The sequence below is a fragment of the Streptomyces sp. NPDC054794 genome, assembly GCF_053611585.1.
Genome location: NZ_JBSHAQ010000034.1, coordinates 1 through 12,301, shown reverse-complemented (window position 1 = coordinate 12,301; position 12,301 = coordinate 1). Strand labels below are relative to the sequence as shown.

The following is a 12,301-nucleotide window of genomic DNA, read 5'->3' as shown; positions in this document are numbered from 1 at the left end:
GCACGTTCCGGGGCCTGGGAACGGCGTAGAGTGAAAGGACCGGGAGTACTTCGCACACCGGCCGCCATGTCGGTATCGTTCCCGGCGAGTACAACACCGGCCTCCAAGAGGAGGTTCGGGGACAGGTTCGTGTCATGACCGCGACCATCGAACCTACGATCATCAAAGAGCGCCTGCCTTCGGCGTCGGCCCGGCTGTCCCTGACCCCGACCGGCTCGGTTCCAGGTCTCCTGGACGGTGCCTGGTGGCCCCGCTCCCGTGATCTCCTCCGGGAGATCCCCACTCTGACAGACGCGCTGGACGCATGCTGGGGCCGGATCACCCACGTCACCGTGAACCCGGCCCACTGGCCCGTCATCCCGCGCAAGGTCCACGTCACGGGCCACACGGTGCATGTCGGCTGGTTCGCCGACGAGCAGGACCCGAACAAAGTGATCCTCCTCTCCTACACGGTGGGCCGCCTGGACCTGCTGGTGATCCCTCCGGAAACGGAGCCGGCCGCCGCCGCCCGGCTGATGGCTGCAGCAACCGCTCAGGGAGGTATCCGCACCGCCAGCGGTCTGATGACCGACGAGGCCATCAGCGACGACGCGGCAGAGGCTCAGAGCCGGGAAGAGGAATGGGAGACCGACGGCGGAGCCGCTTCGGCGGACGGAGCCGCGATCGGGATCTTCAGTTCCGCTCTGAGGAGGTGAGGACGTGGAGACAGCCGTCACCGTCGCCGTGATCACCTTCGTGATCATCGCAGGAATGTTCCTGATCCACCGGCTCAACGCGCAGCATGACGAAAGGATGGGGGCGTTCCACTACAGCGACGCCCTACCGGGAATCGGTCGGCGGACCCGTAAGAGCCCACGTGCCGCCGTGCCGAAGGGTCCTCCTGCCGACGCCACACATCGTGAGCATCGAGAGGGGAGCCGCTGATGACGCAGACCTGCTTCCAGCCAGGGGCGGGTGAGGGGCAACGGCTGTCACACCCACCGGCACGTCGCCCGTGATGCACGTCGTCCTGAATGAGCAAGGGGTCACCTTGAAGTCACTGGAACTGCCGTCCGCCGGGCACGCGGAGGTTCGTATCGTCGCCGCGGACCCGGAGGCGGCTCGCCATGTCGCGGAGATTCTCCGCCGTTGTTTCGCCGCCACAGAAGCGCGCAGCTACCCCGCAGGCCCCGACGGTGGAACACGCCTCCACCTCACCGTGGACACCACGCGCATGACGGAGCCGGTGCGCTCCTGGCTGTTGACCAGCCAGTCCTCCCGGGACGATCACACACAGCCGGACGAAATCTGAGGAGCATGCCTCTCAGCGGGGCAGGAGGACACCGCCCCAGACGTACGGGTTTCCGTCAGTGCCGGCACGAGAGGCAGGCGACCATGGCGACGCTGCACGAGCGGGAGCACTATCGCGAGGCGATCATGAAGACCCTGTACGAGACCGTCGAAGGCAATCGCCTCCTCGGCCTCACCGGGGCGCAGCTGCGCGAACACCTCGCCATGCCCGAGGAGGATCTGGCCGCCGCCTGCACGTACCTGGCGGCCGAGGGACTGATCCAGGTCGACTGGGCGCGAGGAAACACACCCGCGATGGTCACACTGTTGCACAAGGGGCTCCAGCTCATGGAGACCGAGGAGAAGGACAGCGACTGACACGGCACTGGCCGCCCTCAGGGCTCCGGCCGGTCACATGACGGCCATGCCCCCGTATGACCGAAATGGCATCCTGGGCATACCCTGGTGACTGGGCCGGTGCACTCTCACGTGCAACGACCCGGAAGGGCGGCCCCGGTGTGTATACGCCGGGGCCGTTGCGTCACCGGCACATGCCACAGGGAGAAGGTGTGATCCACTCGGCCGATCTTCGCGGGTGACGCAACTGCGACGTCGTTGACCCGAAGGGCCGAGAGATCAGTCCGCCGTCCACGTGGACGGCGGACAGCGACTGGCCCGCCGCTGACGCCGGGAGGCTGACGTGGTGCTGTTTCTTCTGCTGCTCATCGTGGCGGTTGCGCTCGGCGTCATCGGGGCGCTCGGCAGGGACACGCTCTACCTGGTGATCATCGGGGTGATGGTGCTCATCGCCGACCTTGTCCTCCTCAGAACGCGGATGGGGCGCAGCCGCAGGCCCCGCGTCCGGTAGGGCGGCCCGACCGCCCACCCGACCTGCCCTTCTGCGTGGCGTACCACCGCCTGCTGGCGCCGTGCCTGGCATCGCTCGCATGCCCCTTGCCTGAGCGACGTCGGGCACTCGCCGTTAACGTGAAGGAAGGGGCACGACAGGCCGCCTGTGCGTCGGAAAGTGGTGACCGAAGATGACGGATAGCGGACTGCCGAACCGGCCCGAGACCCCTCGCGCGGTGTCACTGGGCGAGCGCAGCGGGAAGAGTGCGGGGGTGCCGCGCGGAAGCGATCCGGGATCGCGTGGCCGTACCACGATCGCCGACGGCGTGGTGGCGAAGATCGCCGGGATGGCGGCCCGGGATGTGCCAGGCGTCCACTCGATGGGCGGTGGCTTCGCCCGTGGCATGGGGGCGATGCGCGAACGTATGCCCGGTGCCGGCGGGAAGTCCGTCACCAGCGGGGTGAAGGTCGAGGTCGGCGAGGTACAGACCGCGGTCGACCTGGAGATCGTCGTGGAGTACGGCGTCTCCATCATCGATGTCGCGGGCGACGTCAGGGAGAACGTGATCGCCGCCATCGAGCGGATGACCGGTCTGGAAGTTGTCGAGGTCAACATCGCGGTCGGCGATGTTCATTTGCCCGACGAGGACGAGGAACAACCAGAGCGGCGGCTCGAGTAACCGCTTGCCTGAACCGAAGCGAGCATGGAGCGCACCGGTTTCCGTGAGCGATTGGTGTCGGCCGACCGTCTTCGATGTCCTCGGTGTGCTGTTGCTGTTCCTGGTGTGGTGGCTGCCAGCACAGCTGCGCCGATGCTGCCGTGGTCCGGATTTCCCGGCTTGCCGCCGTGATTCGGCCCGCGCGGCGCATGATCGTGCCCGTCGGTGACAAGCGGTACGACGATCGCCACGCCCTCTTGGCCTCGGTTAAACGACCGCCAGCTCGCACTCTTCACCCCCATCGGGGAAGGGTCCGACCCCGTCACCTCAAACAACCCCGCGCTCGCCATGGCCATCGCCCGGGACCCGAACGTCCGGCTGCATCACCGAACGGACGGGTCCGGGCCATCCTCGACGACCTCGAACAGGCCGGCTACCTGCGCCGGCACCAGGCCAAACGGCGCAGCCAGTACACCCTCAACCGAACAGCAGGGCCACGATGCAAAGGACGGTACCGGTGTCCCAGCAGGCGGTGGCTGCCGTGCCGCCGGCGCGGGACGCCAGGTCCTTGACGAAGCCCCAGCCGGTGACGGGTTAGGTGGCGGGGATCTCGGATGTCAGGGTGACGGCGGCCTCGTGCGCCAGCCTGGCCGCGAGCTCCACGCGCTCATCGCCCGTGAGCTGGCGCCCGAGGGCGGCCAGGACGGCGCGCACGGACACCTCGGCCTAATGCGCGGGTGGGGTACGCGCCTTCGTACCGCACTCTTTCCAGCATCTGCTCAAACGTCATGCCCACGGTGGGCCGGCGCGGCTCCTGCTGGGGAATCATCGGTGACGCGGTTGCCTCCAGTGGGCAGCCAGTTCCGCCCGTACCTCGCCCACCAAGTGCGCGCCCAGCAGCGCCAGCACCGGTGCGAGCCGCCCGCTCGGCTTCCTCGCTGGTCTCGTACGCTCCGTGTTCCTCGACCTGATCCAGGAACGCCTCCCATCGCATGGCCATGGCTGCTCCCTTGCGCGTGTGGTGGCGAGCCGAGGACAGGGCGGCCGCAGGGGAGGTCGTCTCCCCGTCCTCCGGCGCGGCTGGGAGGGGGCTTCAGCCGCTGATCTCCTTGTGCGCGGAGCCGCCGCCGATGGCGATCTTGCGGGGCTTGGCGCGCTCGGCGATCGGGATCCGCAGGGTCAGCACACCCGCGTCGTAGTCCGCCCTGATGTGCTCGGTGTCCAGGGTGTCGGCCAGCACGACCTGGCGGGAGAAGACGCCCAGAGGCCGCTCGGCGAGCTCCATCTGCACGTCGTCCGCCTTGGTGACGGGTCGACGCTCGGCCCTGACGGTCAGCATGTTCCGCTCGACGTCGATGTCGATCGCGTCCGCGGAGACGCCGGGCAGGTCGACGGCGATCACGTACACCTCGCCCTCACGGTAGGCGTCCATCGGCATCGCCGACGGCCGCGACCAGGTGCCGGTCGTGTTCAGGAGCTGCTGAGTGAGTCGATCAAACTCACGGAACGGATCGGTGCGCATCAACATCGTGAAACACCTCCAGTGTTCAGGTCAGGCGCGTTGCTGCCAATGCGATTCACCTGATCTCATTGTGACATGTCATCCAAGTGATGACGTATAGAGCATCGTCGAGATGACGACACCGCAGGTTTGGAGGCTCCATGGCCGTTGACGATCAGCCAACCCCCCGCGCCCGCGGTCTCACCCCCACGTCCTTCCTCACCGCCGCCGCGGCGCTGAACACGATCCAGGCCCTGCGCACCGCCCGGACATCGCGGGACAGGGACCACTCCGAGCCCGTCCAGGCCGGCTCCGAGCAGGCACTCGCCGCGCTCCTGCTGCTCCGCGAAGCGCGCGATCAGCTCGCCGAGTGGGAACCGGGCCTGATCGAAGCGGCCCGGGAGGCGGGCGCCAGCTGGGCCGACCTCGCCCACCACCTCGGCGTCTCCAGCCGCCAGGCCGCCGAACGCCGCTACCTGCGCGTACGCCCCGGAAACCCGGGGTCCACGGGCGAGCAGCGAGTACGGGCCACCCGCGACCGCCGCGCCGCCAACCGCACCGCCACCGCCTGGGCCCGTGCCAACGCCGCGGACCTGCGCCAGCTCGCCAGCCAGATCACCGCGCTCACCGACCTCCCCGCCGCCGCCCGCACCCCACTCGCCGAGCTCACCGCCACCCTCGCCGACAACGACACCGCCGCCCTCGTCGGCCCCCTGACGGTCACGCACCCGTATCTGGCGTCCGACCACCCCGACCTCGCGACGCGCGTCAATGACGTCGCCCGCCACACCGACGGGCTCCGTCGGCACAGCGGCGCCCAGCGCCGGAACCGAGCGTGATCTCCGCGACGCCAGGATCTTTGACCACCGACAAGAAGGTCATCACCGGCCTGCCTTACCGAGTTGAGCTCGCCAGCGACAGCTCGGAGTCCGTCATCGAGGAAGGCAAGAAGCTCACGGACAAGAAGATCGACAGTGACCCGATCCTCTCCTGGATGCTGCGCCGGCCCACAGGTACTCCGAGGCCCGCGTCACTAGGCTGACCCGGCGGGATGCACACGGTGAACGGGGAGACCATGACGTACCGCATCGACAGCATCGAACAACTCTTGAGCGAAGGCGTCCGCGACAAGGCGGTCCTCCCAGGCGCCGTGTGGGCCGTAGGTGACACTGCCGACATCCGCGCCTCCGGCTCCACTGGAGTGCTCGACCCCAATGCCCCAGGCGCGCCGATGCGGCCCGACACCATTTTCGATGCCGCCAGCCGGACAAAGATTCTCGCGGTGCGGGCCTCGATCGGTGCCTTCTGGGAGGAAGGCAAGCTCGGACCTCGACACCCCGCCCAGCACCCTCTGGTCCGAAGTCGACGGCCACCCGCTCGGGGTCGTGACTGCCCGCGAGCTGCTACCCCACACCGCCGGTGTCCCGCTGCGAGCCCAGCTCAAAAACCTCTACCAGCACGGACCCGCAAGACGTTCGTGACGGAGTCCTCCACGAAGCCTTGCACCGCTCACCCGGTGAGGCCGTCGAGTACACCGACCGAGCGGCCCTCATCCTCGGTTACCTCGCCGAGCATCTATCCGGCCAGCGCCTCGACCAGTTCGCGACGGAGTGGACGTGGCAGCCGCTGGGCATGGATACGACCGCTTCGGGCCGCTGCCCATCGAGATCGCCTCACGGTGTACCCCGACCGAACTCGACCAGGAGACCGGCACCCACCTCAAGGGCGGTGCTCCTGACCAACAAGCTCCACTACAGCCGCGGCCGTCAGCCCCTCACGGACGTCCGTATCGCCTTCCGCGAGCTGTCCTTCGGCTGACGGCCGCTGCGCCGGCAGCGGCCTCATCCCACGCGGTAAACCTTGTGATGGGCATCGACAAGCAGACCCATGTCGATGCGGCGGACCGCGCCACTCTGTTACGAGCGGGTGAGTCCGCAGTCGCGGAGCCACGTCTCGACGTCGGTGTCGGCGTCAGCGACTTCTTCGCCGCGCGCTGCGAGGCCCTCGGCGATCGTCGCGCCGCGGCAGGAGCGTGCATAGTCGCGTGCGGTCGTGCCCAGGCCGCTCATGGCGTGCGTGGTGAACGGGACGACGGTCTTGCCGCGGAAGTCCAGCTGTTCGGTGAACATGATCATGATCATGGGCGCCCGGACGTTCCAGATGGGGCTGCCGAGGAGAACGGTGTCGTAGCCGTCGAGTGAGGGCAGTCGGCCCTTGACAGCCGGGCGCGCGTCATCGTCTTGTTCGCTAACGTCGCGTCGGACGGTCTCGTCGTAGTCCCGCGCGGGTAAGCATCGGCGGCCTCGATGCGGTGTACGTCGCACCGGATGAGACTGCTGATCTTGCGCGCCACGATTTCGGTGTTGCCGACCTTCAGGGTGGTGCGTCCGCCGTAGTAGCACACGTATTGGGCTGCCGAGGCAGGCATGCTGCGGTTATCCGGCTCTGCCTACCAGTTCCGCCATCGCCAACTCCAGCAATGGCTCTCCCCACACCCCCGCCCCTGAGCTGCCGACTCGCTGCGGACGTTTCGCGGGCGCTGATGGCAGCCGGCGGCGTGCGGGGCTCCACCGAGGGCAGTCCTCGGAGTCCACGCTCTACTTCTCGGCCGCATGCCGGGCCAATGCAGCAACGAGCGCGGCAACCAAGAGTCTGGGGAGCAAGAGCCCTACTGATGCTGGTCAGTTGGAACCTTCACTCGCCCTCGTTCCTCGCCATAGGCATCGGTCTCGTCACACTGGGGCATGTCGTGAAGTCCACTCGCAGAATCTGTCGACCGGACCGCTACAGAGGTTCAACGTCAACCTAAACGCCCGGGCACCCAAGCAGTACGGCACTCCCCCGTCTCCCCCGTCCGCGCCGACGCCTTCCCGAACACACGCTCACGCGCTGCCCGGCATACACCTCGCGGTGCCCCGGGGACATCCCTGCGCCGTCGAGAACGGCGCGCCGGAGCACACCAAGACCGCGTCGAACACCACGCACCAGGCCCATCACCGAACACAGAAACCCCCGCCGGAGCCGGCCGACGGGAGTTCCTCACCTCTCACCTGCTATCACACGCGTATGACCAACAGCGTCGACGCACCTGGACCACAAGGACCTGACCTGCAAAAACGCTCAGGTCAGGTCAGGTCAGGTCAGGGGGATCTCCTTACCGCGTGCGCTTTGCATCCACGGCATAGGGATGAAAGGCCGACCGGGGCTTTCTCCAGCGCCAGCCGATCGCGGCGACAACGCCCAGGACGTTACCGGCGGTCCAGCGATTGGTATCCAGCACCGCCGTAGCCGGACACTGCCGCCTCGAGGGCGATCTACTGGGGACGACCGAGGCATCCGCTGGTTGCCTCTGCCTACTTCCCTGGCGGCTGGAGGGGCCCGCCCGCAGCCCATGTCAAAGGCTGTCAAATAGGACATTGCGGGAAATATAACCCACCGAGCGAGGAAGTCTTCTCGTTTTCCCGTGACCGGTCTGGGCACCCGATGCCCATGGCGACGCGTTCGGTTCCGGTGCGGACCATCCTCGCCACGATCGGTCTGGTGCTCGCCACCTACGTCATACTTGAGCTGGTGGTCCAGGCTCGCCGAGTCTTGATCTGGGCGGTCATCGCGGTGTTCTTGGCCGTCTCAATTCATCCGGCGGTCGAGGCGCTGCAGCGACGGGTGCCGCGGTGCCGACGGTCGGTGGCCACCTTGCTGGTCTTCCTGGCTGCGGCCGCGGCCGTCGGCGCGGTGATCGCCCTGTTCGTCATCCCCCTGGCCCAGGAGGGAAGCCGGTTCGCCGGTCGTCTGCCCGCGATGATCAGGGACGCCCAGGCCGGCCGCGGGCCAGTCGGCAACCTGCTGGAACGGACGCACGCTCTGCAGTATGTCCAGCAGCATCAGGCACAGATTCACGCGTTCGCCACCGGACTGAGCACGCCCGCCTTGAAGTTCATCCGCAGTGCCGTGAGCACCGCGGCAGGCATTGTCACCATTTTCGTGCTGGCCTATCTGATGGTGCTGGAGGGTCCCAAGGCCATAGACCGGTCCCTGGCCCTCGTGGACGAGGCGCCCGCGGCCCGCATACGCCGCGTTGGAGCCGCGTGCGCCCGTACCGTCAACGGCTATCTGACAGGGAACTTGCTGATCAGCGTCATCTGCGGGCTTCTGACCTACGTCGTGCTGCTGGTTTCCGGAGTGCCGTTCGCCGGCCTGCTGGCCCTCTTCGTCGCCGTGACCGACCTCATTCCCCTGGTGGGAGCCACCATAGGAGCTGTCGTCGCCTCCGCGGTGGCGTTCGTCCACTCCCTGCCGGCCGGCATCGGAGCCATCATCTTCTTCATCGTCTACCAGCAGGTTGAAAACCACTTCCTGCAACCGGTCGTCCTGTCTCGGACGGTGAAACTCAACCCCCTCACCGTGCTGCTGGCCACCCTGATCGCCGCCGAAGTCGCCGGGATACTCGGTGCCCTGCTGGCGATTCCCATCACCGGCATCATCCAAGTCGTCCTCGGTGACATCTGGGCTCACCGCGACGGTCGGCCACTGGGGCTGCCGACACGGACGGACAACAGCCCCGAGAACGCCGACCGGTCCGACGCTCCCAAATAACGGCCTCATGGAATCCGGCCGCCACCAGCGCAGCGAGGAGTTCGCTCAGGCCGACGACTGCGCCTTTCTCCATCAGCCGAAAGATCGTGGACAGGCCGGTCGGGGGTGCAGAGCACAGCTTGAACGGACGTGACCTGGCAGACAGCGAGGACCCGGGTGAGGGCGGGCTCCTGACCGCCCTCACCCGGTCCGTGTTCGAGCGGGCCCTGGACGTCGGACTGACCGAACACCTGGGCTGCCGCTGCGGTGGTCACACCGGGAAGGCTTCTCCACTTCTGCGGCTCGGGCGGAACGTGAGTGCGGCCCTGATGAATGAGCCGATGCCCGAGACCGCCCCCGCCAGTTGGGCACGCCGTACGACGCCAGCGTCGCCACCACGGCCGCGCCCACTGCGATGAGCGTGAAGGACCACTCGCCGGCCGACGGCCCGCGGAGGTCGCGCGATGTCGCTGCTCGCCGCGTCCGGTCGATCCGGCTCCGCCGGTCAGCGCTGGGGGTGCGGACGTGCGTGGAACATGGGGCGCCGCTGGGGGGCCGTGCCGGCAGCCAGATGGCCGATCTCAACGCGCGTCCTGATGGCACGGACCACTTCGGTCAGGCCGACGACGATGGCCATGACGCCCACTACCAGCGTGAGTGTCGCGATGGAGGCGAACGGCATGACGATCATCACGATGCCGGCCATGGTGCCGATGATGCCGAAGGCCACGTGCCAGCCGCGCGCCGGCATGGTCTGATCGGAGGCCGCCGCGACCGTCTCCAAGGTGCCCCGAAGCAGCCAGCTGAAGCCTATCCACAGGGCGAGCAGAAAGACCGACTCGAGGGGGCCCCGGAGGCAGACCAGTCCCAACAGGATGGAGGCCGCGCCGGTGATGAAGTGCAGTACGCGAAGATGCCGGGCGACGTGGGTGCCGAAGGCCGCGGCGAATTGGAAGACACCGGTGGCCAGCAGGTAGACGCCGAAGAGCACGCCGACGACGCGGAGCGTCTCGCCCGGCCAGACCAGGGCGATGACGCCCAGGGCGATGGTGGCGAGGCCCATGGTGAGCAGGAACTGCCAGCCCATGTTCGCCAGGACGGCGATGCCTTCGGCCTCAGGGCCCTCTTGTGGTTCGGTGCCACGTGGCGGAACGGAACCGGAAGAATCGGAAGGATATGTCATGGCACCTACCTCCTTCTGTGAGCAGCGTGATCACGTCACTACATTCCCATCGTCACCCGATCAGCCTCATGTCGCTCGACGGAAAGGCCAGAGGGCCGTGGCGCATGAGGTATTTCCGGGCAAGCTCCTCCGTCCTGCGAGAGCCGGGGGCGTTTCCACCGGACCGCCCGATGCCGGCGGCCAGGCACAGTCGTGGTGTCCCGTTCGGGTTGACGACGGCATTCACACGTGAGGGGTGATGACGGCGCGTCCCTGGATCCTGCCGTCGTGCAGGAGCTGGTAAGCCTCGTTGGCGCGTTGCAGGGGAAAGTGCTCGACCGGCATCTACAGGCTGGGCCCGGCGAGCGCGTCAGTGACGGCGCGGCCGGAACTCGGCCGTCCGCTCGCTCGGGGCGTGTCCGGTCAGGACGACGTCGGGGACCGCCGTCGGGACCCTCGGGTCCGGGAACTCGGCCGGCACCGGCTTCATGTCGGGCGGGTGGTCCCAGCCCGGCGGTGGAGGCGGGAAGGGAGCGGATTTCTCGATCAGCTTCCCGTAGTACTCCAGCCACTTGCCGTGATCGAACGTGACGGCCGCGACAATGCGGCCCCGGTGACCGTAGGCGGCGGCGAAACGACGCTCCTCGACCGAGCCCTGGGTGAAGACGATCTCATCACCGAAAGGCGGCACCCCGACGGACTTGATATTCACGCCGAACTGACCGGACCAGAAGCCCGGTAGCAGCAGATGCGGACGATAGTGCGGCTCGAGGTTCACCAAACTCGCCCACCCCCCTCGGCGTCGCCAGCCGCAAGGCCGCCGAACGCCGCTACCTGCGCAACCGGCCCGGCCCCGCCGGAACCACCGGCGAACAACGCGTCCAGGCCACCCGCGAACGGCGCGCCGCCGAACGCACCGTCGCCACCTGCGCCCGCCGCAACGCAGCCGAACTGCGCCGCATCGCCGGCCAGATCACCGCCCTCACCGACCTCCCCGCCGCCCACCACCCGCTCAGCCAACTCCACGCGGCCCTCGCCCACGACGACCCCGCCGCCCTCATCCACCCCCTCAGCGCCACCCGCCCCCAGCTGACAACCGCCCACCCCGACCTCGCCGTCCGGCTCGACACCCTCACGAACTCGGCCAGGGCCACAAGCGCCGCCCCCACTGACCGACACGCAACTCCAACGCACGAAGAGGGACCTCACGCCGCAACAGGCCCTGGCAAGCCGGCCGAGGCTCGCCATTCTTCAAAATCAATATCAGTCATCCGCGGGTGACCCTTCGGTCGCCGTCACCGCGGGAGGCGGACGTCGATCGTTTTGCCCCGTCCGGGGTCGGGAGTGAGGTTCACCGTGTGGGCCAGGAGGCGAACCATGGGCCATCCGAACCCGCCGGCGCCATCGTTGAGGTCAAGGGCGCGTTCCCTACGGAGGCTGGGAGGCGGGGCTGGGGTCACTGACAGCGACGTGCACCGCATCGGCAGTGGCGCCAAGGCTGAGGGTGTAGCGGCCACCGCCATGGCGCAGGGCGTTGGTAGCGAGCCCGGACACCACAAGAGCGAGTGTTTCCGCGCCTCGGCGACCGGAGCCGGATCCAGACCTTCGACGAAGGTCCGGGTCGGCAGCACGGGCCCGAGCGACGTCGGAGGGTCTGCCACCCTCGACAACGACAGGAGCCCCACGCGCGTGCGTGCGTGTCGCCTCCATTTCGATCATGCCCCCCAGCCTGGATCGGTTGGGCTGTCCGGCTCAGCGTGTGCCCGCCGAGCTGGGAGATAACCCGGGGCATCACTCTTTCGCGTGTATTTACGACAGAACTCCACCCACCATCCATAAAGAAAATCTATCGCGGCGGAAGTAGACATTGGTGCGTCACGGGGTTACCGTCTTGTCGTACTCAGGAAGTCGAAGTGGGCACGGCAGACACGAACTGCCGTGCAGGCACGTCAAGTAGGACGCGGCCCGCAGCGGCCGTGAGCAGTGCCCGAGTAACCAAAGGTAAGGAGCAGAACGCCATCAGGATCGCCCGGGCGAGAAGGAGTCCGCCCGGGTATCGCAGACCCCGGATTGGAAGGTGGTCCCCGGTCACGCATACGCGATCCCCGCAGCCCCGCCCTCCCAGGCGGAACCTGCGGACACAGAAGGCCGGCACGGTGTGCCGGTAGATGGTGGTTGAAAGCTCGGGGCCCGGGTGCCGGTACGGCACCCGGGCCCCCCCACGCGTCCCCAGGAAGAAAAGGTCTATTCCCCCAGCCACTCCCCGTCCCCTCGACAACCACGACGATT

At 67.8% G+C, this 12,301-nt stretch carries 13 protein-coding genes and 5 pseudogenes; 12 read left to right on the top strand and 6 right to left on the bottom strand.

The annotated features are described in order from the left end of the window. The first annotated feature begins 134 nt into the window (after positions 1–134). The 6 genes from ACWGKT_RS30590 (at position 135) to ACWGKT_RS30565 (ending at position 2,798) form a co-directional block, all read left to right on the top strand. Positions 135–695 (top strand): DUF5994 family protein, encoded by a 561-nt coding sequence (locus ACWGKT_RS30590; RefSeq protein ID WP_453276228.1) that lies wholly within the window; start codon positions 135–137, stop codon positions 693–695. Positions 696–699: 4 nt separating this feature from the next. Continuing rightward, positions 700–924, top strand: coding sequence for a hypothetical protein (locus tag ACWGKT_RS30585; RefSeq protein WP_453276227.1), 225 nt, complete (start codon positions 700–702; stop codon positions 922–924). Positions 925–997: 73 nt separating this feature from the next. Beyond that, positions 998–1,291, top strand: coding sequence for a hypothetical protein (locus ACWGKT_RS30580; protein ID WP_453276226.1), 294 nt, complete (start codon positions 998–1,000; stop codon positions 1,289–1,291). Between the two features lie 83 nt (positions 1,292–1,374). Beyond that, entirely contained in the window at positions 1,375–1,647 is a 273-nt protein-coding gene (locus tag ACWGKT_RS30575) for a hypothetical protein (RefSeq protein WP_453276225.1), read from the top strand. A 322-nt stretch (positions 1,648–1,969) separates the two neighbouring features. Next, positions 1,970–2,137, top strand: coding sequence for a hypothetical protein (locus tag ACWGKT_RS30570; protein ID WP_453276224.1), 168 nt, complete (start codon positions 1,970–1,972; stop codon positions 2,135–2,137). 172 nt (positions 2,138–2,309) lie between these two features. Beyond that, a complete protein-coding gene (locus ACWGKT_RS30565) occupies positions 2,310–2,798 on the top strand; it encodes an Asp23/Gls24 family envelope stress response protein (RefSeq protein WP_453276223.1) in 489 nt (162 codons plus the stop codon). 459 nt (positions 2,799–3,257) lie between these two features. Here ACWGKT_RS30565 and ACWGKT_RS30560 read toward each other — a convergent pair. The 3 genes and pseudogenes from ACWGKT_RS30560 to ACWGKT_RS30550 all read right to left on the bottom strand — a co-directional run. Further along, positions 3,258–3,606 (bottom strand): annotated as a pseudogene (locus ACWGKT_RS30560) (DUF2267 domain-containing protein); the annotation flags it as partial. A gap of 23 nt (positions 3,607–3,629) precedes the next feature. Next, positions 3,630–3,777 (bottom strand): annotated as a pseudogene (locus tag ACWGKT_RS30555) (DUF2267 domain-containing protein); the annotation flags it as partial. 93 nt (positions 3,778–3,870) lie between these two features. Then, complete coding sequence (locus tag ACWGKT_RS30550) at positions 3,871–4,305, bottom strand: Hsp20/alpha crystallin family protein (protein WP_453276222.1); 435 nt, start codon at positions 4,303–4,305, stop codon at positions 3,871–3,873. 134 nt (positions 4,306–4,439) lie between these two features. Between ACWGKT_RS30550 and ACWGKT_RS30545 the strand changes: the two genes are divergently transcribed. From ACWGKT_RS30545 to ACWGKT_RS30530, 4 genes and pseudogenes are all read left to right on the top strand, one after another. Continuing rightward, positions 4,440–5,117 carry a type III effector protein gene (locus ACWGKT_RS30545; protein ID WP_453276221.1) on the top strand — a complete coding sequence of 226 codons (678 nt, stop codon included), beginning with the start codon at positions 4,440–4,442 and terminating at the stop codon, positions 5,115–5,117. Between the two features lie 20 nt (positions 5,118–5,137). Further along, positions 5,138–5,320 carry a hypothetical protein gene (locus ACWGKT_RS30540; RefSeq protein WP_453276220.1) on the top strand — a complete coding sequence of 61 codons (183 nt, stop codon included), beginning with the start codon at positions 5,138–5,140 and terminating at the stop codon, positions 5,318–5,320. A 9-nt stretch (positions 5,321–5,329) separates the two neighbouring features. Continuing rightward, positions 5,330–5,572: pseudogene (locus ACWGKT_RS30535) on the top strand (serine hydrolase domain-containing protein); the annotation flags it as partial. A 125-nt stretch (positions 5,573–5,697) separates the two neighbouring features. After that, positions 5,698–5,949: pseudogene (locus tag ACWGKT_RS30530) on the top strand (serine hydrolase); the annotation flags it as partial. 245 nt (positions 5,950–6,194) lie between these two features. Here ACWGKT_RS30530 and ACWGKT_RS30525 read toward each other — a convergent pair. Beyond that, on the bottom strand, positions 6,195–6,602 hold the full coding sequence (locus ACWGKT_RS30525; protein WP_453276219.1) for a flavodoxin: 408 nt from the start codon (positions 6,600–6,602) through the stop codon (positions 6,195–6,197). Between the two features lie 1,165 nt (positions 6,603–7,767). Here ACWGKT_RS30525 and ACWGKT_RS30520 point away from each other — a divergent pair. Further along, positions 7,768–8,871, top strand: coding sequence for an AI-2E family transporter (locus ACWGKT_RS30520; RefSeq protein ID WP_453276218.1), 1,104 nt, complete (start codon positions 7,768–7,770; stop codon positions 8,869–8,871). 484 nt (positions 8,872–9,355) lie between these two features. Here the strand turns inward: ACWGKT_RS30520 and ACWGKT_RS30515 are convergent, their stop codons facing one another. Both ACWGKT_RS30515 and ACWGKT_RS30510 read right to left on the bottom strand, forming a co-directional pair. Next, positions 9,356–10,033 carry an HdeD family acid-resistance protein gene (locus tag ACWGKT_RS30515; RefSeq protein ID WP_453276217.1) on the bottom strand — a complete coding sequence of 226 codons (678 nt, stop codon included), beginning with the start codon at positions 10,031–10,033 and terminating at the stop codon, positions 9,356–9,358. Positions 10,034–10,382: 349 nt separating this feature from the next. Further along, a complete protein-coding gene (locus ACWGKT_RS30510; RefSeq protein ID WP_453276216.1) occupies positions 10,383–10,790 on the bottom strand; it encodes an oxidoreductase C-terminal domain-containing protein in 408 nt (135 codons plus the stop codon). Positions 10,791–10,804: 14 nt separating this feature from the next. On the opposite strand from ACWGKT_RS30510, the pseudogene ACWGKT_RS30505 reads away from it, so the two are divergent. After that, positions 10,805–11,149: pseudogene (locus tag ACWGKT_RS30505) on the top strand (type III effector protein); the annotation flags it as partial. Between the last annotated feature and the right edge of the window lie 1,152 nt (positions 11,150–12,301).